Consider the following 23,254-nt stretch of genomic DNA (forward strand, 5'->3'; position numbering starts at 1 on the left):
ACCACCTTGACATTGAGTCCATAGAGTGGTTGGAGCAATTCATCAAAACTTCGGGAGCCACCCTACTACTCGTCTCCCACGACCGCGCCTTCCTTGATGCCACCACCACACGCACCATAGAGATAGAGCTTGGGCGCATCTACGACTACAAAGCCAACTACTCTCAGTACGTGACCCTGCGCCAAGAGCGACTCGAGTACCAGCGTCGTGCCTACGAGAATCAACGCAAAGAGATTGAGGACATCGAGGCTTTTATTGAGCGATTCCGCTATCAAGCGACCAAAGCGATACAGGTGCAAAGCCGCATCAAGCAGCTAGAGAAAATAGAACTGATTGAGCTAGACGAACTCGATCTCTCGCACATTCACTTCCGCTTCCCCCCTGCTGAACGCTCAGGAGACTTCCCCATCATTGTAGAAGACGTGGGCAAGGCCTATGGGGCGCATCAAGTATTCGATCATGCCTCCTTTACCCTCCGCCGTGGAGACAAGGTAGCTTTTGTTGGGAAGAATGGTGCCGGCAAGTCTACAATGGTCAAGTGCATCATGCAACAGATCAACGACTACACGGGCTCGCTCAAGATAGGGCACAACATTCACATTGCCTACTTCTCTCAAAATAGAGCTCAAGAGCTTGACCCCAACCTAACCATACGAGATACAGTAGATCGTGCCGCCCGAGGCCCCGTACGAGACAAGATCAACAACCTCCTAGGAGCCTTTATGTTTGGAGGGGAACTAGCAGACAAACCCGTATCCGTACTGAGCGGAGGTGAAAGGGCAAGACTCGCCATTTTGATACTTCTACTTGAGCCTGCCAACCTGCTGATCTTAGACGAACCGACCAACCACCTTGATATGCGTTCTAAGGACGTACTCAAGGAGGCAATCAAGAATTTTGAGGGCACTGTGGTACTCGTCTCGCACGATCGTGACTTTCTTGATGGCTTGGTAGAGCAAGTGTACGAGTTCTCACACGGGAAGGTAATCCCCCACCTCGGAGGCATTTACGACTATCTTGCCAAACGAAGGATGGAGAGTTTGCATGAGCTTGAGACGCCTAAAAACACGAGTAAACCCACCCCTTCAGCTCTTACAAAAAGCTCTGTAAAAGAGGACTATCAAGCCCAAAAAGAACGAGCTAGGCAGCAGCGCAATCTGGAGAAAGCGGCCGAAGAGATCGAGAAAAAAGTAGCCTCTCTCGAACAGGAACTAACACGTCTCGAGGGCGAACTTTCTGCCCCCAACCTCCCCATTGACAGCCCTCTATACAACGAATACGATACGACTCGCAAAAAACTCGACAAAGCGATGATTGAGTGGGAACGAGCCATGGAAAAGTTATCATAATAATTCTCTTAATCCCATCATTATGAACACAGTAGACACACGCGGCAAGCTCTGTCCCATGCCGCTCATCCTCCTCAAAAAGGCACTCAATAGCGAGGGATTTTCCGGCGAATGGCAGGTTCTAACCGACAACGCTACAGCATGTCAAAATCTCACAGACTACATTCGTCAGATCACTTCCTCGCTAGAAACGGAAGAATTACAGGGCTACACTTCTCTGCGTTTTACCCTAGAAGAAGAAAGTTGTAGGCCTATAGGGAAAAAAGAATCAGGCGGCGAAGACTATACCGTTGTGCTATCGAGTGATACCATGGGGCGAGGCGATGACGAACTAGGGCGTATCTTGGCTCGTGCTTTTGTCAACGCACTTGAAGGAGTAGAGCGCAAACCCAATCGCATTGTTTGTTACAATCGTGGGGTACTCCTAGCGGATAAAGACACAGATACCGGGGCTACTCTTACTCGCCTACACAAGGAGCATGGTGTAGAAGTGATACTCTGCGGCACCTGTGTAGATTACTTCGAATTTCGCGATAAGATAGCGGTAGGTACCATCTCCAATATGCTTGTTATTGCCGAATATATGCGCCAAGCCTCTCGCCTTGTAACCCCTTAACCCTCCTGTTTATGTCCCAAAACTCCCTACATTACTTCGATTGTGGTACTACCTCATGGCCCAAGAGTCCCGAGTTACAAGAGGTATTGGCCCATTACTACGAACACCCCATCGGAAGTTATGGTAGGAGCACAGACCCCGCAACTCTGCATGCCACAGCTGACATCGAGAAGCTACGGGATCGCCTTGCCGTACTACTAGGCGGGGTAGATCCTACGCATATCGTATTCAATAGCGGAGCTACAGAGTCCATCAATACCATCCTAAGTAGCCTTCAGCTGGAAGGACGCACCCTTTGGATTTCTCCTTTAGAGCATAATGCCGTAATGCGTCCTCTAACACGCCTCAAGACGCGCTACGGATTCAATCTGCGCATAATGCCCTCCGCCCCCGATGGGCGCGTTAATATAGAGAGGTTGCGTAGAGAAGCTCGCCCGGGTACGGCACTAGCAATTGTCAATGCCGAGAGCAATGTAAACGGAGTAATACAACCCCTCGAAGAGATAGCCCAAGTGATAGGGGGTGAATTGGGCATTCCCCTACTCATCGATACGGCACAATACTTAGGATTTAGCCAAATACCCCAAAGGATCGAGTTTGACTATATCGTATTTTCCGGGCATAAAGGGTTACTTGGTCCCACAGGGACGGGCGGATTTTACATCCGTAATCCCCGAAGTATTGAGCCTCTCATCGTCGGAGGTAACGGGATACATAGCGAAAATTACACCGATACTCCTCTCGAGATGCCCGAGAGATTTTCGGCAGGTACCCCCAATATGTTGGGGCTTGCTGCCCTCGCCGCCGCCGTAGAGCACCCTGTGGCGTGGAACACTTCGCGCCAAGACTGGAAAAATCTTTTCGATCAAATAGAGCGGAACCCCGATGTGCGCCTCCTCCGCTCCCTCGATCTTACGCACCAAGGCCCCCTATTCTCGCTCGTCCATCAGACCAAACGAGCCGATGAGATAGCGAATGCCTTACGATACGATCATGAGATAATTGTACGAGATGGACTGCATTGTGCTCCACTTGCCCACCAAACCCTAGGCACTCTAGCCCAGGGCGGTAGTGTACGCATAGGCTTCTCGCCTTTCCATACAAATGAAGACCTTGAGCTACTAGCGCGTGCTTTAGACGATGTACTCAGATAGTGCCCTCATCCTATTTAGCTCTACGCGGCTATTTATCCGAGCACTCACGCTTTGTGAGTCGGCACGTCTGTCTGTGCGGGCACTCTCCGTACCCGATGCTATTACTTCAGGCTGTGGGATGTGCCTTGGGCTCACCCAAGACGCGATAGATCCTGCCTGTCAACTACTCCAAGAGGGGGGTATCGCAGGACGACTTTTCTCCACTCATCCCTATAAACTTATCAAGCAATGGAACTAGTACCACCACCTTTGATCGACCTGCTTGAGGGACAGGAGCAAGGGGGATGCTCCGCAAAACTCGATCCCAAAGAGCTGCACAAAATACTTGCAGACCTACCTGTTCCTCACTCCGATCGGCTCCTTGTGGGAACCGATACCAGCGACGATGCCGGAGTATATCAGCTCAACGAAAACGAAGCGCTTATCGTCACGACCGACTTCTTCCCCCCCGTAGCAAGTGACCCCTACACCTTTGGACGGATATCGGCTACCAACGCTCTGAGCGACGTCTACGCCATGGGAGGGAGTCCCCTCCTCTGCCTCAATATCGTTCTCTTCCCCTCCTCTCAAATGCCTTTGGAGGTACTTCGTGAGATACTACGAGGGGGACAATCGGCAGCAGACGAGGCTGGTGCGCTCATTGTGGGAGGGCATACAATAGAAGACTCTCCCGTAAAGTATGGTATGGCGGTAGTGGGGCGGGTACACCCTCGGCGAGTTATTACGAATAGAGGAGTCAAGCCCGGCGATGCCCTCATTCTCACCAAACCTCTAGGGACGGGGATATTGATTGCAGCTCACCGCTTAGGGATGGCACGCGAAGAAGACTACCAAGAGGCTCTCCTCTCCATGCAACGACTCAACCGCTACGCCGCCGAGCAAATGACCCAAGTCTCCACCCATGCAGCGACCGACATTACCGGATTTGGATTGGTAGGGCACGCTATGCAAATGGCACTTGCCTCGGGCGTAGAACTTCATTTCGAATCCTCCGCCATACCGGCCCTGCCCGGCGTGCGCGATCTACTGCACGAGGGGTGTATCCCCGGCGGAGCACTGCGCAATAGACGCTACGTAGAAGAGCATCTCCACTCGCACGCTTCACCGGAAGAGACGTTGCTCCTATGTGATGCACAAACCTCGGGAGGGCTCCTGATTGCACTCCCCGAAGAGGAAGCCCCCGACCTCCTCCGCCGACTCCAAGACAACCCCAATACAGCTCAATCTGCCCTTATCGGTGTTGCATCACCTGCCTCACCTAATGGCTCCGCTCTCACTATTTGGTAATCTAAGAAAAGCTATGCGAATCAAACAACTTATCCTTTTATTAGGGGCATCGATGCTCTCCATTGCGAGCTTTGCCCAAGAGAAAAAAGGGGTAGAATCCCCGATCCTCTCTCTCCAGCAAAAGGCTGCAATTGCACTGCCTCACAGCTTTGGGCTCACGGATACAACAGCCCAAACGGCTACAGAGCCACTCCTCAACGCTTCGGCTCTAGCCCCCACTTCCTCAGCTGTACTCCCTACCATCAAAGCCGATGCCAAGGGATGGTTTGCCCTAGACGAGGCAAAACCCAAAGTACGCACACTCCAGATCTATACAGCACAGCTCTCTTGTACGAATTTCTCTAAAGGTACCTTCCGCCTTTATGGCACTCGCCCTACGGCGATCTATTTGGATGGGGTATTGTTGGATAAAGCCCTAAAGGGAGCCGCTACAGACACAGCTGCTCTGATTACCGCCCCCCTAGCCCTTATTCCCGGGAGCCATCAATTGGAGATACGCTGCCTCTCCCAGCCTTCGGATAGTGCTCGACAAGCCTTCCGCCTCACCCTAGAACAGCCCTCAGAGTCCGCCCCCATCCAGACGAATATACAGCAGAAGAAATTGCTCTCTCTTGCCTATATGATGTCCGGGAATAGTCTTTCCAGAGTGCGCCTCTCCCCCTCAGGCAAGTATGCCCTCGTGATCTACTACTCGCAGCGTGAGCGCAAAACAGAGTATTTTGGGCGCTTGATGCACGCCGACGGTCGCCTCATCCGCGAGAGTAAGGAACTGGTTTACGCCAATTGGCTCCCCCAAAGCGACCAACTACACTTTGTACGTACCGAAGGGAGCAAACGCCTACTCGTAGTGCAATCGCCCGAGGGAGCTAGCGAAAAGATACTCCTCAGAGATTTACCTCAAGGGGAATACCGATTCTCTCCCGATGCTAAAACGATCTATCTTGCCAAAGAGATAAAGGGCGATGCCAAGGACGAAAAAGTAATACGCATGCGAGACCCCAACGACCGTATGCCCTCATGGAGAGACGCTACACAATGGATTGCCATAGACCTTGCCACGGGAGTACAATCTCCGCTCACCTCAGGGAAAGAAAATATCGGGCTACTTGATATTGCCCCTTCGGGCAAACTACTCTTTGCTCGCTACACCACAGATTGGACGAAGCAGCCCTACGACTTTAGCGACCTATACCAATTCGATCCGACCACGGGCAAGGTAGACACGTTGCTCCATAGGTTTGTGGATTTGCATGAGGCACGCTACGTACCCGGGCACCCCGACTATTTACTCATCCGTAGCTCCCCCAATGCATTCGACGGCGTAGGTAAGGAACTCCCCAAAGAGCAGGTGGCAAACAGCTTCGAAGGCGAGATATTCATTTACTCCCTATCTAGCGGAAAGGTACAAACCCCTACCCTACACTTTGATCCCTCCGCAGAGGGAGGATCCTTTGACAAAGAGGGCAACTACTACTTTATTGCAGAGAATGGTTCTCGCCGTCATATCTATCGTTTGGATATGAAGAAGGTGGCCGTACAGACGCTACCCGTGGCAGAAGACTATGTAACGAACCTATCAGTTGCCTACAATACGGGCGATTATTGGTACTTCGGGCAGAGTGCAACTACGGCCGATGTCCTCTATGCCGTCTACAAGGGTAAAGCACGAAAGATTTGGGACCTTGACGCAGAAAAGATGGCAGATTATGAGCGTCCTATCATCAAAGAATTCGTCTATACCACTCCCGAAGGTACTCCTATCGAAGGCTGGTACTACCTCCCTCCCAACTTCGACCCCTCGAAGAAATACCCCATGCTCATCTACTACTATGGGGGGACTTCTCCCATATCTCGCCGATTAGAGGGGACCTACTCGCTTGCCATGTATGCAGCACAAGGGTATGTGGTTTACACCCTCAATCCGAGTGGTACTACGGGCTATGGACAAGAGTTCTCAGCACGCCACCTCAACGCCTGGGGCGAACCTACCGCTACCGAAATCATTGCAGCCACCAAAGAGTTTTGCCAAAAACATCCCTTTGTAGATGCTAAAAAGATCGGTTGCTTTGGTGCGAGCTACGGAGGCTTTATGACCCAATACCTACAAACTAAGGGAGATACTTTTGCAGCAGCGGTAAGCCATGCTGGTATCAGCAGTATCAGTAACTATTGGGGTAGCGGCTACTGGGGTGTCGGTTACAACGCAACTGCCGCGGAGGGAAACTATCCTTGGACTCGCAAAGATATTTACGTAGACCGCAGCCCCCTATTCAATGCCGACAAAATCCACACGCCCCTACTTTTGCTCCATGGCGATAGCGATACCAACGTACCCACCAGCGAGAGTGTGAACCTCTACAATGCTCTAAAGGTACTCGGTCGGGAGGTGGAACTTATCGAATTTACGGGGCAAGATCACTTTATCCTCGAACCCGAACGCCGCGAAAAATGGACTGCCAGCATACAAGCTTGGTTCGCACGTTTCCTCAAAGACGATGCCTCTTGGTGGCATCAGCTCTACGACGAAAAGAAATAACACGGCTGTGCGATAGAAAGTTTTTCTAAGGCAATAGATAAGAAGAATCCTCTCTCTATGGTGAGAAACCATAGGGGGAGGATTTCTTTTTAGTACTCAGAGGGGGATTTCGAGGGAGCTATTATTCCCCTATTGTAGTGGTAGTAGCGTTTGCCTCTCTAGGTCGAAAAGAGGGAGTATGGGATAGCGATCTTGCTCCAGACAAACGGCAATGGTGGGGAGATAACCGAGTTGCTCCAAACGAGCGTAGTGCTCTACTCGGTTGATAAAAGAGAGGAGATCATCCTTATATTTTTGGAAAGAAATCTCCGCCATTAGTAGGGCATCGTTGATTCCCTTTGCATCTACATTTCGCTCCCCGATATGGTGCAGTAAGGCTCCGGCAAAAAGACAATCTTCGCCGGCAAGCTGCCCCTTCCATCCGGCTGCCACCACGAGTACACTTTTGAATTTCTCTCGAAGAATATAGTCGGAAAGGCAAGAGATGTTGCCAAAAGTCCCCACAGCAATATGCTTTGCCCCAGCCTCTTGAGCCAGGTGAAGAGCTCGGGTGCCGTTGGTGGTGGTGAGGACAACTCGTTTGCCCTCTACCCTATCTCGAGTGTATTCTTCGGGGTCATTGCCTAGGGTTGCCCCCTCTACACGCCGTGCATTGCGCTCGGCAGCTACAAGGTAATCAGGGTCGTTTTGGTGTTGTAAACTCTCCTCTACCGTAGCTACCGGCTGCACCTCTATGGCACCATGATAGAGGGCAGACAGAATGGTAGCCGAAGCACGGAACACATCCGTTATCACCACAAGGGTGCTATCCCAATCTTGCTGAGCATAGCAGCCTATAAGGTCAGGAGAGGGGCAGAGCTGTAGTGTTAGATCCATGGCATTAGTCCTCTTTTGGGGACGTTGTATCCCCCTCTTCTGTAGTCTCTGTATGATGCACATCCTTAGGATAGATCCGCTCGAAAATCTCTGTGATCTCGTCTACAAAGTCTTTCCCCTCGGCTAATTTGAGATAGTCTGTACCCCCGGGCTTGGTCAATTTCACCTCTTTAGTATGGGGGAGATAGGTTACCTCTACAAGGTCGGTAAACTTGCAAACGACGTGAGGTTTACGCCCATAGTCATTGCCGGCATAGAGTAGATACGTCTTTTCATCTATATAGTAATAGGTGTCGTGACGGAGGTAAAGAACAACCCCAATGGGGATGAGTAGTGCAGGAGGGATCAGCGTCCACAGGGGAGCCGTAGTACTATGAAAGATAACAATGATAAAGGCAACCATGGCTAGGGTATAGAGTATTGCCACGAGATAAGCCGCCTTAGCGCTGCGTAAACTACGACGTAAATAGTACTTTTTCATAGACTAAAACAAGGGTCTCCCCACCCGAAAATGAGAAGACCCTCTAAAACTATTATTGCATCAAGATTAAGCTCCGAATTACTTGCGGAAGGGGGCTTTTACTACTTCTGCCTTGAGCTTGCGACCCCGTACCACGATGGCAATAGGAGTACCGACCTTAGCATATTCTTTGGCTACATAGCCCATACCGATACCCTTTTTGAGGCAAGGAGACATCGTACCCGAGGTAACTTCCCCGATAATTTCGCCTGCTTCGTTGGCAATTTCGTAGTGCTGACGGGGTACGCCCTTGTCTTGGAGCTCGAAGCTAACGAGCTTGCGTGTAAGCCCACCGGCCTTTTGTTCTTCGAGGAGCTTGCGACCAACCATCTCCTCTTTACCCTCTACAAGTTTGGTAATCCAGCCAAGACCTGCTTCGATAGGAGAGTGTGTATCGTCGATATCATGACCATAGAGACAGAAAGACATCTCTAGACGGAGCGTATCGCGGCAACCAAGACCTGCAGGCATAATCCCCTCGGGCTTTCCTGCTTCGAAGAGGGCCTTCCAGATTTTCTCTGCATACTCAGGGTAGAAATAAAGCTCAAAACCACCGGCACCTGTGTAGCCCGTAGCCGAAATAATCACGTTAGGACACCCGGCAAACTCACCAACCTTGAAGGTATAGTAGGAAATCTCAGAGAGATTGATGTTGGTAAGGCGTTGCATTACTTCGGTAGCCTTGGGGCCCTGCACCGCTAGCTGTGCGATGTTGTCCGAAGCATTTTCCAATTCTGCCCCCATGGTATTGTGCTTTTGGCACCAAGCCCAGTCTTTTTCCACATTAGCGGCATTGGGTACCATCATGTACTTCTCTTCTTCGTAACGATAGAGGAGGAAGTCGTCTACGATACCCCCTTCTTCTGTGGGGAAACAGCAGTATTGTACTTGACCTACAGCAAGTTTGGAAGCATCGTTGCTCGATACTTTTTGGAGGAATGCCAAAGCATTGGGACCTTTTACCCAAAACTCACCCATGTGCGAAACGTCGAATACCCCTACGTTATTCACAACATTAAGGTGTTCTTCAATAATGCCATTGTACTCGATAGGCATATTATAGCCGGCAAATTCTGCCATCTTAGCACCGAGTGCGATGTGCAGGTCGGTAAATGGAGTCGTCTTCATACGTATGATATTGTATCTAATTTATTTTTGTCCTAACGACAAAGATAGCGAATTATTACCGTCTGATAAAGAAGTTCCCCCTCCGCTCAGCTCTCAAAAACTAAGCGAAGGGGGAATAAGAGAGGGCACTAAGGTGCAAAGAGCTCAAAAGACTAAAGGAGCATCTTCCTAAAGAAAACTCTCCCACCCCGACTATGGGTTAAGGCCTTGGTTACTCGGGTATCTGTACCCCCCTGAGGGATATACTATCGAGGGATCGAGCTCTCACGCTCTCCCTAGTGCCTTTCGTTATTTAGACGGCCCCCTTAGGTAGAAGTTTAATCAACTCTCCTTCCTTTACATCTCATACCGCGTATACGAGATACATCTAAGGGATTGGGGGACTGTCCAAAATACTATCTGAATCAATCACGCCGCGAAGATAATCCAAGCTATTGGTACGCAGCAATATTTTTTTTCTATCTAGCTATTTAGATTATCGATAGACAGAATTTTTATTCCTGATTACCAGAAATATAGAAATAAAAGAGGGCTAAGAAAATTGTTTACGACGAAGGAGAAAATCTCTTCCGAGGTACTTCTCTCGCACAATCTCGTTCTCTGCCAACTCCTCCGGCGTACCTTGGAAAAGCACCTTACCCTCAAAAAGGAGGTAGGCTCTATCGGTAATTGAGAGGGTTTCATTCACATTATGATCCGTAATAAGGATACCAATGTTACGCTCTTTGAGGTGGGCTACAATGTATTGGATGTCTTGTACGGCAATGGGATCGACGCCGGCAAAGGGTTCATCGAGCATAATAAAGCGCGGATTAATTGCCAAACAGCGAGCAATCTCCACACGCCTACGCTCCCCTCCGGATAGCCGATTCCCCTGATTTTTACGCACCTTCTCCAGCCTAAACTCCTTGATAAGTCGCTCTAGGCTCTCGGCCTGCTCCTCTCGCGATTGTGGAGTCATCTCTAGTACCGTGCGGAGGTTGTCTTCCACCGTCATTTTGCGAAATACACTGTCCTCCTGGGCTAAGTATCCGATGCCTAGGCGTGCTCGCTTATATACCGGATAGTCTGTAATATCAACGTCATCGAGGATAATACGCCCCTCATTAGGCACAACAAGCCCCACAGTCATGTAAAAGGTGGTAGTCTTACCTGCGCCATTAGGACCCAAAAGCCCCACAATCTCGCCTTGGTTGATCTCTACAGATACATGATTGACAACGGTACGACTGCGATAACGCTTGATAAGATTATCGGTTCGGAGAGTGCTCATCGGGATTTTCTTTTAAATCTCAAAATCGACACACGCACGCCCTTTTTTGTATGGAGCGATGAGATCTTTTACCACACTCTGATGCTCCGGATGCTCGGCATAGAGGGGTAGATCTTGCCAAGTATCTAGGTCAGCTTCTAGGATAAAGCCCACGGCTTCGGCAGGGTTTTCGTTGGGATGTACACGCATGGCCTTGAGGGCAGGGATCCTAGTGGGGAGAGCCTCCAAAGCTACTTTTATTTTCTGAAGATGGGATTGAGCAGCAGTGGGCGAATCAAAACCCTCCAGAGTAAAGGTAACGAGGTGACGTACCATTGTACTAGTGAATAATAGAGAAGAATTTATTTGACTAAAAGGGGAAAAGCCTCCCTTAGATAATCTGATGATTGATGAGCGTCTCGTCGAACATGGAGTCTTTGTACCCCAAGAAGTAAAGGATACCATCTAGTCCCACAAACGAGATACTTTGCCGTGCGGTTGCCTTAACCTTGGGTTTGGCGTGGAAGGCAATACCCAGCCCTGCCTCTCGTAGCATAAGGAGGTCGTTGGCTCCATCCCCTACGGCTACGGTCTGTTGTAGGTCTACCTTCTCTACTTGGGCAATCAATTTGAGCAATTCAGCCTTGCGATGAGCATCTACGATCTCGCCCACATATCGCCCCGTGAGCTTGCCATCTTCGCCCACTTCCAGCTGATTGGCATACACGTAATCTATCCCAAATTTTTTCTGGAGATAGTGACCGAAGTAGGTAAACCCTCCCGACAAGATGGCAATTTTGTAGCCCATGAACTTAAGCACTTTCATGAGACGATCGATACCCTCTGTCATAGGGAGATTCTCTGCAATTTCCTGCATTACAGACACATCCAAGCCCTTAAGTAGAGCCACTCGCTCGGTAAAGCTCTCACGAAAATCAATCTCGCCACGCATAGCGCGCTCGGTAATCTCCTTTACTTTGTCGCCCACACCGGCTTTGATGGCCAGCTCGTCTATCACCTCAGTTTGGATAAGTGTTGAGTCCATATCGAAGCAGATGAGACGACGCATCCGGCGAAACATCGACTCTCTCTGGAAGGAGATATCCATATTGAGATCAGCCGAAATGCGCAAAAGAGATTCCTTAAGGGTATCTAGATCGTTAGGTGTACCTCGCATTGAGAACTCAATACTTGCCATAGGGGCTCGGGCATCCTTCTCTAGAGGAATACGCCCTGTAAGGCGACGGATATTGTCGATATTAAGCCCCTGACTGGCAGCCTCTTCTGTAAGAGCGGCAAGCATCTCAGCGGTAATTTTGTGGGCTACCACTGTGATGATGTAGCGGTTCTTACCTTGAGCTTCTACCCAATGGGTATAATTTTCGTTGGTAATGGGAGAGAAGCGAATAGAGACGCCCATCTCGTAACTACGGAACAAAAGATCTTTAAGAATCTTTCCGGAAGCCTCTTCTGTCGTCTGGAAGAGGATTCCCAGATTGAGGTTGCTGTGGATGTCCGCCTGACCAATATCGAGGATAAAGGCATCGTGCTCCGCGAGGATTTGCATGAGCGAAGCGGTTACGCCGGGGCGATCAGTTCCTTGGATTGTAGCTAGTAGAAGCTTATTTTTGTTTTGCATCATATCGTAGTTATTAGCTACTTCAGATTTATTTTCAGTGCGAGAATCGTGATAACAAAGATAACAACTCTCCCCGATTGTTGGCTACATAATGCAACAATCCATGCTCGTTAGCCTTTAATTCTTTGCTCTGGCTCGCACACACCTCTCCCCTCTACCATGAAACAGGGGAAGAGCAAAACTATAGCTTCTGCCCACTAATCTTCATCGGGGTGGCATTGAGCATTTTCTTACAGAAAGCGCAAAGATAACTCACCGAAGAGAAGTGATATTTCTTTGCCACCTCGGCAAGAGTCAATTCCTTTGCGACGAGATCTCGGTAGATATAGACAGCCTTTTGTTTATGCATCCACTGGAGAGGGGGGCAATTGAACTCCTCTTTGAATGTACGCTTAAAGGTTGATAGCGACATCCCAAGTATCTGAGCCAATTCCTCCACATTGCGGCAATCAAGGTGGTGTCGATAGACAAAAGCTCGGAATCCCACGTTACGACAATGGAAGTTCTCAAGGAAAGTATCTACCTCTTGTCGGTTGTAGAAGTTACGCAAAATATAGAAGTACTCGCGCAACTTGTACTCATAAAGAGAGAGCGTAGTACAGCCCTTTCTAAGGTAGGAAGCGACTGTTTGACACCAACTATCGGTGGGATGATTGACCTGTAGATAGGCAGTGCCCGAAACGAGTTGAGTATCTGAGGCCACCGAACGACGGTGATGATCCAAATCTACACCACAAAGCTCTTTATTGGGGCAACGCCCTGCACAAAGTTGGATACTAGGGAGGAAACGGAAAATCAAAAACGAGCTTTCCTTTGCCAAAGTATGCAAAGAAAGGTTCGTAAAATAGGGAAGAAAGAGCATATGATCTTGACGCAATACTCTGTCAAGATAGGGAGCCTCTCTCACTACAAGATCCCCATCAAGAGGCATCACAATAGCGTACTCATCCTCAGTCTCTAAGGGGCGAGGTGCATCGTGCGTAAGCGATACAATAGCAGGGGGCTTCCGTAGCGAAGACGCCACAGCCGTCGAGTATTGCAACGGATGGTCAGCGAAGAGTACATCTGTTTCGATATCTATCGAAGAGAAGGAAACTTCAGGTTTAGTTTTCGAATCGTGGTGCTTCATTTACATTCTCATTAACGAATGCGAAGATAATTATTTTGGGGCGGTTTTGATTCCACTTCATCAAGGGAATTTCGATATTTAACTACTATTATTCTCTCAAAGACTTTTATAAGGAATTAGAAAGGAGGTCGAAAGTGGTTTTTCATAGGTAAAGCAGGAGGGAATCGTAGGTTCATTTCGTTCCATTTCTACCATACAGAGCAGCAAGAAAATCTATATGAAAATCCCCTCTCCACTGCCACTGAGCAGCCAGAGAGGGGATCCTATTTAACAAATAGTGGAATTACCAAGCGAAGATAGGATACTCGCGCATCATGTTGTTTACTTCGGCACGAACGGCAGCAATTACAGCATCATTTTCCGGGTCACGAAGTACGCGGTCAATAAGCTCAACGATGATAGGCATCTTGTCTTCTTTCACGCCACGAGTAGTAATAGCAGGAGTACCCACGCGGAAGCCCGAAGTCTGGAATGCAGAGCGACTATCGAAGGGAACCATGTTCTTATTCACTGTAATATCAGCGGCTACGAGAGCCTTCTCTGCTACCTTACCCGTAAGATCGGGATACTTGGTGCGGAGGTCGATAAGCATTGAGTGGTTGTCCGTACCACCGGAGATTACGTTGTAACCACAATCCATAAAGGCCTTAGCGATGGTAGCAGCATTGAGCTTTACCTGCTCTTGATATACCTTGAATGAGGGGTCGAGAGCTTCGCCAAAAGCAACAGCCTTAGCAGCGATAACATGCTCAAGAGGACCACCTTGTACTCCGGGAAATACGGCAGAGTCAAGCAATTGAGACATCTTCTTGATCTCGCCCTTAGGTGTTTTCTTACCCCAAGGATTCTCAAAGTCTTTACCCAAAAGGATGATACCTCCACGAGGACCACGGAGTGTCTTGTGCGTTGTAGAGGTTACGATATGAGCATACTTTACAGGGTTTTTGAGAAGACCGGCAGCGATAAGCCCGGCAGGGTGAGCCATATCCACCATGAAGATAGCCCCTACTTCGTCGGCAATCTTACGCATGCGTTCGTAGTCCCACTCTCGAGAGTAAGCCGAACCACCGGCGATAAGGAGCTTGGGCTTGTGCTGACGAGCGAGTTGCTCCATCTCATCGTAGTCTACCATACCGGTCTCGCGGCTCAGATTGTAGCCCACGGGCTTATAGAGGATACCTGAGCTATTAACAAGAGAACCGTGAGAAAGGTGACCACCATGATCGAGGTTAAGTCCCATAAAGGTGTCGCCAGCCTCTAGACAAGCGAGGAGAACGGCCATATTGGCTTGTGCTCCTGAGTGAGGTTGTACGTTTGCCCACTCTGCATCAAAGAGTTGCTTGATGCGATCGATGGCGATTTGCTCACTTTTGTCTACTACTTCGCAACCACCATAGTAACGCTTACCGGGATACCCTTCGGCATACTTATTGGTCATGCAGCTACCCATAGCCTGCATTACCTGTTCGCTTACGAAGTTCTCAGAGGCAATAAGCTCAATGCCTTTCATTTGGCGCTGATGCTCTTCCTCGATGAGGCTGAAGATGATGTTGTCTTTGTTCATATCTAGAGATGATTTAGTAATTATCCAAACACTCCCGCAAAGGTAGCTTATTATCGTGATATAATGCCCTATTCATGGGGGAAGAAAATCCAGCAAAGGGGCGTCCCTCCTCCCCAAAACAACGTCCTGATGCCATGGGGGCTATCCGATCCCCACCCCTCCTCTCAACCGCCTCTCCCATCCCCTTTTTGGACATAGGGTAGAAATGCAAAAAAAGACAGCCAAAAAGAGAGTCCCTTTCTGGCTGAAAAAAGTTTGATTACAGGGTAGAACTTTTCAAAGTGCAGGGCAGGAATTTTTCAGAAATCACGCAGAGAAGAAAAGGCGGCTCCCCCACAACCTATAATAGGGATAGCGAGAGGGCAAACTCGGTGGTCTGCGGTGTTGCTCGAGAGGTGCCCCTATTCGGCTGCATCGGTAGGGTAGTTACCACCTTCGCCTCAACAGCCCAATGCTCACCTACACGCCAGCGTGCATATCCAATACCGGCAATACCTTTGCCATAGAAGGTGCTAAGCAAATGGGTTGTACGCACGTAGGGGGTATAGTAGATGCTTCGTTCGTCGAACGAATCTGTTTGGTAAAAAACGCCCAATCCGCCGATGCGAAAACGCTCCGTAGGGGTATAATCAAGTTGCAACGAAGTAGAAAATCCTCTGTGCCAAGCCATACGCTTTGCGTAGCGTATATGATTTCTCTTGACTTGTGCCCCAATGGTCGCTTTCCATCCGGGGAAGAGGGGCACCACGCCTCGCATATGCAAAGAATGCCGTTGCCCTTTGTTCTGCTCGTAGTGCATACGATATTGTGTATAAAGTAGGCATTGGGGCGAAAAAGCGTACCTCGCACGCACCCCAAGAAGTCCCCCACGAGAAGGCGCCTCCTCCCCCTTACGCACCACAAGAGAGCGATAAACATCCCAACTTAGTAACAAATCAAGTTGGTCTAAGAGGGGTAAATGCGCCGCCATATAGCACCCCATCTCATTTCCGGGGTAAGCGAAACGACTCGGCGTATTGCCCAATGGAGCCATATAAGAGGGGGATAGATATCGACCCGAAAGCGTGTACTCTCCTCTATCAAGATCGCGGTACCTCACATAGGCAAGAGCCGCCTTTCCCCCTCGGCTAGAGAGTGCCATCTCCCCGGCACTAAGCCACTGCCCCGAGAGAGAAGTCATTCGATAATCCAAAGAAAAATGCTGTAGATAAGACAAGTCATGTGCCTCTCGGAGGTATCCATAGTGGGGTAATTGCTGCACGAGGCGCCCCCTCCAATCCATACGGAGATAGTTAAAAGCCAAAGAGCCTTGTGCCGCACGAAAGGCAATCCGCCCACCCACAAGCCTCTCTCGCACTTGGTGACGATGCTTCCACTCCAGAGGGGTACGATGGTAGCCTGTTGTCGCCATGAGTTGTACTCTATTGTCGCCCTCATGGAGTATTCCATCTCGCCTCCTATCCGAGTAAAAAAGAGAGAAACGTAGAGCAGAGGAGCCCAGTTCGGTAGCAACTCCTCGCAGGGTATTCTCCTCATCGGCAGAGAGAGCAGCCTGCACAGGAGAGGTGGGCAGGGGCATCCCCAAGCGCAACTCTGTACCTCTCATAAACCCTTGATAGGCTACCAACCCCAATCCCATCTTAAGGCGATAATCCCCTACAACGAGTTGGCGAAGAGCGTGCTCTGGGAGTTGCAAGGAGAGATGGAAGCCGCCTCTATCGAGCAGGGGGTAACGTTGTTGCAGGATGGGTTCTCCACGTTGACTCGCACCTAATACACCCAAAGAGAGTCGGTGGCGCACCTGATACCGTGCTCTAAAATCGAGCGAAGAGGGGCTACCCAAGGTCTTGGGCTTGGTTGTAAAATCGCCACGAGCTACGCCAAAAGAGAGTTGCCCCGAGAGGGATCCCTGACCCAAAGAGCGCACAACTCGCGACGGATCTCGCACAGGAATTAGAACGAGATAGGGCAAAATACGACGGAGAGTGCGTATGTCCCATCCCGGGATTTGCTTCAATTCTCGAAGAGAGTGAAAGGCACCCCCACGATGCAGACGTGCCAACACAAATTGATGGGCAGCATAAGGGGTAAGAAGCTCGGTTGCCACAAGCTCCTCTTCTGTCACGCTATTTACATCGATACGCAAAGCCGGATCGCTCACAAACTCGCCCAGCACTTCGCTTGCCTCCAAGCCGTCTAGCGTCCCCAGCTCCAGCATTTGCTCCAAGAGATCATCGCGGAGCTCCTCTGCATCCAACAGAGAATCCCTCGGGGTATAGCGCGTTGTGTCACTCTGACCCCACCCCATTAAAGGATCGAATAAGAGCAACATAAAGCAGCAAAAGGGGGGAAACAACCGAAGTACTAAACGCCTCATATCAAAGAAAAGCCCCCACAAAAAGGGCTAAAAAGGAGGGAACAGCTGAGGGATAAAAAGGAAGAACTACCCGAGAGAAGCACTAAAAATATCTCTCGGGCAGCTAAGAAAGAGAATCTACTACCCTAGCATCAATTGAACAAAAAGGGGCAATAAAGGATTCTTATCTCCCATAAAGCCGAACCTCACTCTCCCTCTCTTGAGAGCGTATTTCTCTCCAAGAGGGAGGGAGTGAGGCCCTACTTGTAACAATTACTGCTGAATCTTCTTAGTAAATACAATGTTGGGTTGGGTGAATTGATTGGCAGGATAGATCCGAACCAAAGCCCAAAGATCTTGAGTTTCGTTGTAGAACGTGCGTATAAGGTTCGTCTCGTTATTAAACTCGAACCCCCTCTCCTTGAGTTGATTTGTTATGTTTTCGCTCTTGTTTAGCACGAAACTCACCGAAGTCAATATGATCTGCGAACACTTTTCTTCTCCCTCTGGGAAAAAGTAAAGCACCTCGTTGTTGAAAGCTACATTATCCACCTTTACACGTAAAAACGAGGAGGAGAAGCTGACTGTCTGCCCTTTACCCTCAAAGTAGGCCTTCAGTTCGTCTTTGGTTTTACTCACAGCATCAAAATAAATCTCGGGCATACGTACTTTGCTGTAGTCTATATCATTTTGCACTCTTGCAAAAAGGAACGTCACGCCCGGGGTCGTCTTTTTCACATGATTCGTAGTGGTACGGATCAAGGCTGAGGCTATCTGCACGCTCTGACCATTGATGGTACGAGTTTGCAAATAAGCTGCCTCACACTCCCCTCTCTGCACAGGATTAGCCCACTCCGACCATCCTTTCGCTTTCAACAGTTCGTCTATCTTGGAGAGATCTTTTTTCAGAGTATCACCCTTAGTGCAGGGTTGATACACTTCTATAATCCTCTGATTCTCTAGGCGATATACCGTTTGAGGATAAACTTCGTCCCCTGTTGTAAAAACTAGCGTAGTGGCATCCGACTCCGCCATATTGTAGCGATGCCCCTGCTGTGCCTCAAACTTGATAATTTTGTTTACGCCCCCATCGAAATCGTAATCAATGATGGGAAGTTTGTATTCCGCCCTCTTCTCTATTGGAGGTAAAGGGATATTGCTGCGTCCTCCACAAGCACAAGCCAATATCAAAAGAAGGGAGGCAACTCCCCATTGTAGCACTCTCTTATTCGCGTTCATAATCTGTATTCTTATCTATATTGCCTATTCTAAATTAGAGCAAAAGGCTCTTTTCTCCATAACGAACAACTACTCGTTGGTCTGCATCTACAAGGGTAACAGAGCCGTCTTGAGCCTTGGGGAAAGAGATGAGGAGGGAGCCATCGAGAGCATATACCTTGAGTTCGCAGCCCTTCATATCCGAGAAATAAATCGTGCTTGCCGTGCGCCACACCTTTGCTTCGCCTGCGGCGAGGTCGGTCGTGGCTGTATCTTCCATCGATTTAACCTCGATATTATCCACTTCTACCCCTGTAGAATAAGCGGCTGTGGATGCCCCTTTGTAAGCCACTGCAAGGAAATATTTTCCCTTGGGAGCATTCGGTGCCTTTACGGTGATCTTCTTTAGGGTTGCATAGTCGGGTTGTTTTTCGTAGTTCATCTCGAAGATAGGATTACCCATGGTGCCGTCCGGTGCAATAAGATAGGCCATAAACGAAGTGGTCGTAAACAGAGCTTTCCCCTTGAGCATAGCAAAATCGAAAGAGACCTCAGGGATATGTTTCTCGGGATTATTCAAGCAAGGACTTATCAAATAGGCCATACCCAAGTCCCAAGGTGTGGACGAAATATCCATCGTTGCCACCATGTTGGTTGCATCAAACGACGAAGGAGCAATTTTCCAATCCTCATATCCACCGGCAATAGAGGTAGACCAGCCCTTAGGGAGACCCTCTGTTGCAAAAGCCTCTTTGAGCTCGGTAAGAGGAGCATCTGTGGGCAATCCGGCTACGGGGTTGCCGCCTAATCCACGCCCTTTGAGCTGTATAGATTCTTTGAGTTCGCCACTTGCAATCTCAATCTTAGCCTCGTGTACACCCGGCTTGAGGGGCTTAAATACAACACTGAGCTTACCACCCTCTTTGGTCAGTGTACCTGTTATAGTAAAGATCGCCTCGGAGGGATCCGCTTGCTCTAGCTTGTAGGTCGGGATATTTTCAAGGTTAAGCCCTTTGATATTTATCTCTTTGGCATAAGACTCTTCGTTGGGAGTACAATCTTCAAAGATGATATTATTGGGAGTCACAATGAGCGTTGGATCGGGAGTGGGCTCTATGCGATTTTTTGCTTCCACTTTGATTTCATCAATGTAAATACTCGGTGCAGCTCCAAAGAGACCCATATCCCTCGTGTAAATCTTGAGGGCGCAATTTTCATCTCCGGCAGGCATTAGTATCTCAAGCACCTCATAATCTTCTTCGTAGGTAGCTGTTACAGTCTCGTTCTCCGAGTCGTAGTCCTCCTTATCAAAGCGGAAGTAGATATACTTTGATGTCTCAAAAGACTTTGCCTTTATGGTGACCTTAATCTCCCCTCCTGAGAAGTCCATAGGTTTAGTGATAAGCAAGGCTCCTTTATCACCATGGAAAAGAACGGCTCCACCGGCTTCGTACAAGTCCTTCGACTTAGAGAGGTCAAAGTCTTTGAGTGTTGCATCGGCAGAGACCTTGAGATCTTCTGAGGGGGCATTGGCCGTGTTGTTAGTCCCCTTGGTAAACGAATCGAAAGTCTCGTGCAGTACGGTGGTCCACTTATCCGTTTCTTGCGCATTCACTCTCAGAGAGAGAGCCTGCCATGCCACAAAGGCGAGAGCTAAAGCAGTAGAAAAAATGTAGCGGTGTTTCATAATCTTTCTTGTGTTTTCAATTAAACCATTTATGCTTTTAATTTGAATGAACATGTAGCTTCTGCGAGCAAATAGCACCTCCCTCTAGCACGATTTGGGCGAGATATTGCCCCGGAGAGAGGGTTACTCGGTCTAGTTGCTGAGGAGGAAAATCTCCCAACAAACGCCCCGATAGATCATAAAAAAGAACTCGCTCTACAGCTCCCGAATCCAGCAAATAGGGATGCCCACCTGCATCAATATAGAGACGGGGAGTAGGGCTACCATTTACCAAAGGCTGAGTATAAGAGGGTTTCTCGTCGGACAAAATCGCTTCTATCTTTAGCTTCGTTTCGTCTTGGCACTCCGGGGGGAATACAAAACTATTCTGCTCGTCCCCTTTTTCCTGTATTTGCCCTATTGACTGCCCATCATAGAGTATATTATAACCTGTAATAGAGGGGAATACGCTAGGATATTCTCCCCTGTACACCTCTACGGCTTTGCTTGTCAAGCTCCTATCCGAGACCACAGTCTCTAGAGCCAAACTATGGGTCAAAGTCTTGTATTCGAAGAAGTTTTCTCCATTGAGAGAGGCGAGCATACTACGCCCCAACAGCCCACTCTCGTGGGTCATTGCAACAAAAGGTGCTTTCGTGTCCCCCCTAAATCGAAGCCCTACAAATAGGGGCTCAGTCTCCGTTAGTTCAAAGGGAGTGGTAAGAGCGACCTCCTGCAACTGACCGAGTCGCTCAGGCAAAACGACCTTCTGCACATAGGTGCGATCTCCCTGCTTTATGTATAGGTAGGGAATAGCTTTGGCACTGATAGGGACAAAGCGGAGGGCGGTAATGTACTTGCCGTGCATCGCTGCATTTCTCAATTGATCTGCCCCATAGCGCACCCCCACATAGAAGAAAGAGGCTGTCTCTATATCGCCTACCTTAATCAATTCTTCCGAATTTATCTTTGCGTTATACGACCAAACCTGCCTTAGTTGTGGCTTCTTCCAAAGCACTTTGCCCTCTGCTAGAGCATCTATGGGGACTAAGATGTGCCGACCCTGTGAGGAAAAATGAGTACCTACGGGGCGACTCTCACCATCCGTATAGAGAGCGGTGATAGAGATATAATGCGTGCCCTCTTGTTCATAATTGAGTATAGCGGTTTGCCTATCCTTGGGTATCGATAGAGCTTTTTGATTATCCACGTACAATACATAGCCCTGTAGAGAACCTAAATCCCCATCGGGAGCAACCCAAGAGGCATGCAGCCTTTGCTGCCCCTGCCAGACCACAAAGTCATGTACTCTAGCCCTTTCTCCCATAGGGTAATGCCCTGCGAGGGAGAGAAGATCTGAGTTCTCAGGAGCAAGCCATTGAGCCAAGCCCATACTCCCAAAGTGCGCTGCAAGTCTGCCGTAATAGTTGGTGCCATCAGGCGCACTACAGGCTGCAGTGCCTCCCGTTAGGGTACCTACCAAATGGTGCTCTGCATCAAACAAGCCCGATCCACTAGAGCCTTTTTCTGTCACGCCATGCCCATGCTTGGTAGCTGTATAGGTTACATTGAGATGAGCATCCTTTTGGGAGGATTCGTCCCATCTGTCGACCCGAGGAGTGGTGGTATAGGTAGAAATCTTAGTAGCATCCCCCGAGGGGTGATGTATCCCAACCCCAGAAGAAGCGAGTGTAGAAGAGCGCGACCATCCACTAAAATAGAGATCGTACGAGGGAGGTATCGCCTCCTTTAGTCGCAAGAAGAGACCATCTGTTCCGTCCTTGAGCGAGCTAACTGCCAATTGCTCCGCCCCCACAAGGGATACCGCGTGTAACGATGCGGCACTCTCATTCCCACACTGCTCTTTTTCGTAATGGAAGTAAAAGACCCATTGCTCTAGGTCTTCTGCCGAAGCCTGCCTACCCTCACTGGGGATGGCACAATGCGCTGCCGTAATGAAGTAGGGGGCACTATCTTGCTTGCTATTATTGAGCAGGGTGCCCGTACATACGGCTATATCATTACCTACTTTCGTCTGAATAAAGGCGATACTCTTCTTCTCCTTTTGCCATGCAGCACCCTCCTCGCAATTGATATTGACCATGCAAGAGCCGGAATTATCTTCACCAGCATAGTCGTAACCATCGGCACGAAGCCCACGACCTCTAGGGAGGCGAACGATATACCCCAGGGACTCAACTTCCACCTTGGGGGCCTCCCCGAGGGCGGAGGGTTGGTACTCAAGGATAACCCTATCCCCCATCACCATCTCCGTAGCAAAGTGCATCCCCGACCTTTTAGGTGCAGACAACTCTGTATAAGCCCCCAATACCTCACTCCCTGTTGGGGTGTAGAGAAACAATCGGGCACCCCGGGGGATCTCGAAAGAGGAGTAATATAAAGTAAGTGCTTTGGCTCCGGGTGCCGAAATCTCCAGTTGCCAAATTGATAAATCGGAGTTATACTGCCAAAAGCTTGCCTCCTTATCTAGGGGTATAGTCTGCCCTATGTAAAAAACGCCATCTTGCCGGTTTTTCCATGAGAGAAGAGCCTCGGTATCCTGCCTATTAAGCTGCCTAAGGTTTACCTTTGCCCGTGTGGCTACCACGGATCCAACGCCCCTCGGCTGTCCACCGAACTGCTTCTGTGCCAATAGCCACCCATTACCAACTCCAAACAATGCAGAGAAAAACAAAAGACTCCGCACACAAAAGAAAAATACGCCTCTCTTATTCATCACATTTCCTAAGGCACCAAAAACACAAATTAAACAATAAAAGGGTGTGACTAAACGAGCCAAATCGATACTCAATCCCTCTCAAATACTAATGCCTTTGTGTTATTTATTCAGAGGCAAATGTACTCTTTTTTCAAAAGAAAAACAAGAGAAAGAGAAGATTTAATTTTCAGGCTTGGAGAAAAAGAAATAAAGGTCTTAGAGCATAAAAAGCCGTGCATCAATGT

The 23,254-nt window shown here is 49.1% G+C and carries 18 protein-coding genes; 6 read left to right on the top strand and 12 right to left on the bottom strand.

All coding sequences use genetic code 11. The annotated features are described in order from the left end of the window. Window positions 1–29 precede the first annotated feature (29 nt). The 6 genes from POREN0001_RS03600 to POREN0001_RS03625 are packed head-to-tail and all read left to right on the top strand — an operon-like array spanning window position 30 to window position 6,942. Complete coding sequence (locus POREN0001_RS03600) at window positions 30–1,349, top strand: ABC-F family ATP-binding cassette domain-containing protein (RefSeq protein WP_409371955.1); 1,320 nt, start codon at window positions 30–32, stop codon at window positions 1,347–1,349. A gap of 22 nt (window positions 1,350–1,371) precedes the next feature. Then, the gene (gene yedF, locus POREN0001_RS03605; protein ID WP_004333302.1) at window positions 1,372–1,965 is read left to right on the top strand and encodes a sulfurtransferase-like selenium metabolism protein YedF; all 594 of its coding nucleotides are present in this window, start codon (window positions 1,372–1,374) and stop codon (window positions 1,963–1,965) included. An 11-nt stretch (window positions 1,966–1,976) separates the two neighbouring features. Beyond that, entirely contained in the window at window positions 1,977–3,119 is a 1,143-nt protein-coding gene (locus POREN0001_RS03610) for an aminotransferase class V-fold PLP-dependent enzyme (protein WP_004333348.1), read from the top strand. Beyond that, on the top strand, window positions 3,106–3,357 hold the full coding sequence (locus POREN0001_RS03615) for a putative Se/S carrier protein (RefSeq protein WP_004333318.1): 252 nt from the start codon (window positions 3,106–3,108) through the stop codon (window positions 3,355–3,357). Before POREN0001_RS03610 ends, POREN0001_RS03615 begins: the two co-directional genes overlap by 14 nt. Continuing rightward, on the top strand, window positions 3,348–4,406 hold the full coding sequence (gene selD, locus POREN0001_RS03620) for a selenide, water dikinase SelD (RefSeq protein ID WP_040580585.1): 1,059 nt from the start codon (window positions 3,348–3,350) through the stop codon (window positions 4,404–4,406). The genes POREN0001_RS03615 and selD overlap by 10 nt, the downstream gene beginning before the upstream one ends. 13 nt (window positions 4,407–4,419) lie before the next feature. Further along, window positions 4,420–6,942 carry a S9 family peptidase gene (locus tag POREN0001_RS03625; protein ID WP_004333341.1) on the top strand — a complete coding sequence of 841 codons (2,523 nt, stop codon included), beginning with the start codon at window positions 4,420–4,422 and terminating at the stop codon, window positions 6,940–6,942. 129 nt (window positions 6,943–7,071) lie between these two features. Here POREN0001_RS03625 and POREN0001_RS03630 read toward each other — a convergent pair whose 3' ends face one another. The 12 genes from POREN0001_RS03630 to POREN0001_RS09020 form a co-directional block, all read right to left on the bottom strand. Beyond that, window positions 7,072–7,818, bottom strand: a complete 747-nt coding sequence (locus tag POREN0001_RS03630; RefSeq protein ID WP_004333326.1) for a 2-phosphosulfolactate phosphatase — start codon at window positions 7,816–7,818, stop codon at window positions 7,072–7,074. A 4-nt stretch (window positions 7,819–7,822) separates the two neighbouring features. Beyond that, entirely contained in the window at window positions 7,823–8,299 is a 477-nt protein-coding gene (locus POREN0001_RS03635; RefSeq protein WP_004333289.1) for a hypothetical protein, read from the bottom strand. A 78-nt stretch (window positions 8,300–8,377) separates the two neighbouring features. Next, a complete protein-coding gene (gene gcvT / locus POREN0001_RS03640) occupies window positions 8,378–9,466 on the bottom strand; it encodes a glycine cleavage system aminomethyltransferase GcvT (RefSeq protein WP_004333304.1) in 1,089 nt (362 codons plus the stop codon). 532 nt (window positions 9,467–9,998) lie between these two features. Beyond that, window positions 9,999–10,739, bottom strand: coding sequence for an LPS export ABC transporter ATP-binding protein (gene lptB, locus POREN0001_RS03645; RefSeq protein WP_004333284.1), 741 nt, complete (start codon window positions 10,737–10,739; stop codon window positions 9,999–10,001). Window positions 10,740–10,751: 12 nt separating this feature from the next. Continuing rightward, a complete protein-coding gene (locus POREN0001_RS03650) occupies window positions 10,752–11,054 on the bottom strand; it encodes a Dabb family protein (protein WP_004333235.1) in 303 nt (100 codons plus the stop codon). A 55-nt stretch (window positions 11,055–11,109) separates the two neighbouring features. Next, entirely contained in the window at window positions 11,110–12,357 is a 1,248-nt protein-coding gene (serB, locus tag POREN0001_RS03655; RefSeq protein ID WP_040580630.1) for a phosphoserine phosphatase SerB, read from the bottom strand. 181 nt (window positions 12,358–12,538) lie between these two features. Continuing rightward, window positions 12,539–13,486, bottom strand: a complete 948-nt coding sequence (locus POREN0001_RS03660; protein ID WP_004333320.1) for a helix-turn-helix transcriptional regulator — start codon at window positions 13,484–13,486, stop codon at window positions 12,539–12,541. Between the two features lie 283 nt (window positions 13,487–13,769). Further along, window positions 13,770–15,050: a serine hydroxymethyltransferase gene (gene glyA / locus POREN0001_RS03665; protein WP_004333270.1), complete on the bottom strand. Its 1,281-nt coding sequence runs from the start codon at window positions 15,048–15,050 to the stop codon at window positions 13,770–13,772. A 340-nt stretch (window positions 15,051–15,390) separates the two neighbouring features. Further along, window positions 15,391–17,358, bottom strand: coding sequence for a ComEA family DNA-binding protein (locus POREN0001_RS03670; protein ID WP_147286685.1), 1,968 nt, complete (start codon window positions 17,356–17,358; stop codon window positions 15,391–15,393). 321 nt (window positions 17,359–17,679) lie between these two features. Beyond that, complete coding sequence (locus POREN0001_RS03675) at window positions 17,680–18,645, bottom strand: hypothetical protein (protein WP_004333285.1); 966 nt, start codon at window positions 18,643–18,645, stop codon at window positions 17,680–17,682. Between the two features lie 34 nt (window positions 18,646–18,679). Continuing rightward, window positions 18,680–20,311 carry a hypothetical protein gene (locus tag POREN0001_RS03680; RefSeq protein WP_004333356.1) on the bottom strand — a complete coding sequence of 544 codons (1,632 nt, stop codon included), beginning with the start codon at window positions 20,309–20,311 and terminating at the stop codon, window positions 18,680–18,682. 37 nt (window positions 20,312–20,348) lie between these two features. After that, window positions 20,349–23,027, bottom strand: coding sequence for a trypsin-like serine peptidase (locus POREN0001_RS09020; RefSeq protein WP_004333353.1), 2,679 nt, complete (start codon window positions 23,025–23,027; stop codon window positions 20,349–20,351). Between the last annotated feature and the right edge of the window lie 227 nt (window positions 23,028–23,254).

The organism is Porphyromonas endodontalis ATCC 35406, from assembly GCF_000174815.1.
GTDB classification, from domain to species: domain Bacteria; phylum Bacteroidota; class Bacteroidia; order Bacteroidales; family Porphyromonadaceae; genus Porphyromonas; species Porphyromonas endodontalis.

Bases quoted from the DNA above. Each gene is read 5' to 3' on its own strand.
- yedF (WP_004333302.1), top strand. From the start codon at position 1,372: ATGAACACAGTAGACACACGCGGCAAGCTCTGTCCCATGCCGCTCATC.
- POREN0001_RS03610 (WP_004333348.1), top strand. From the start codon at position 1,977: ATGTCCCAAAACTCCCTACATTACTTCGATTGTGGTACTACCTCATGG.
- POREN0001_RS03615 (WP_004333318.1), top strand. From the start codon at position 3,106: ATGTACTCAGATAGTGCCCTCATCCTATTTAGCTCTACGCGGCTATTT.
- selD (WP_040580585.1), top strand. From the start codon at position 3,348: ATGGAACTAGTACCACCACCTTTGATCGACCTGCTTGAGGGACAGGAG.
- POREN0001_RS03625 (WP_004333341.1), top strand. From the start codon at position 4,420: ATGCGAATCAAACAACTTATCCTTTTATTAGGGGCATCGATGCTCTCC.
- POREN0001_RS03630 (WP_004333326.1), bottom strand. From the start codon at position 7,818: ATGGATCTAACACTACAGCTCTGCCCCTCTCCTGACCTTATAGGCTGC.
- POREN0001_RS03635 (WP_004333289.1), bottom strand. From the start codon at position 8,299: ATGAAAAAGTACTATTTACGTCGTAGTTTACGCAGCGCTAAGGCGGCT.
- gcvT (WP_004333304.1), bottom strand. From the start codon at position 9,466: ATGAAGACGACTCCATTTACCGACCTGCACATCGCACTCGGTGCTAAG.
- lptB (WP_004333284.1), bottom strand. From the start codon at position 10,739: ATGAGCACTCTCCGAACCGATAATCTTATCAAGCGTTATCGCAGTCGT.
- POREN0001_RS03650 (WP_004333235.1), bottom strand. From the start codon at position 11,054: ATGGTACGTCACCTCGTTACCTTTACTCTGGAGGGTTTTGATTCGCCC.
- serB (WP_040580630.1), bottom strand. From the start codon at position 12,357: ATGCAAAACAAAAATAAGCTTCTACTAGCTACAATCCAAGGAACTGAT.
- POREN0001_RS03660 (WP_004333320.1), bottom strand. From the start codon at position 13,486: ATGAAGCACCACGATTCGAAAACTAAACCTGAAGTTTCCTTCTCTTCG.
- glyA (WP_004333270.1), bottom strand. From the start codon at position 15,050: ATGAACAAAGACAACATCATCTTCAGCCTCATCGAGGAAGAGCATCAG.
- POREN0001_RS03670 (WP_147286685.1), bottom strand. From the start codon at position 17,358: ATGGGGTGGGGTCAGAGTGACACAACGCGCTATACCCCGAGGGATTCT.
- POREN0001_RS03675 (WP_004333285.1), bottom strand. From the start codon at position 18,645: ATGAACGCGAATAAGAGAGTGCTACAATGGGGAGTTGCCTCCCTTCTT.
- POREN0001_RS03680 (WP_004333356.1), bottom strand. From the start codon at position 20,311: ATGAAACACCGCTACATTTTTTCTACTGCTTTAGCTCTCGCCTTTGTG.
- POREN0001_RS09020 (WP_004333353.1), bottom strand. From the start codon at position 23,027: ATGAATAAGAGAGGCGTATTTTTCTTTTGTGTGCGGAGTCTTTTGTTT.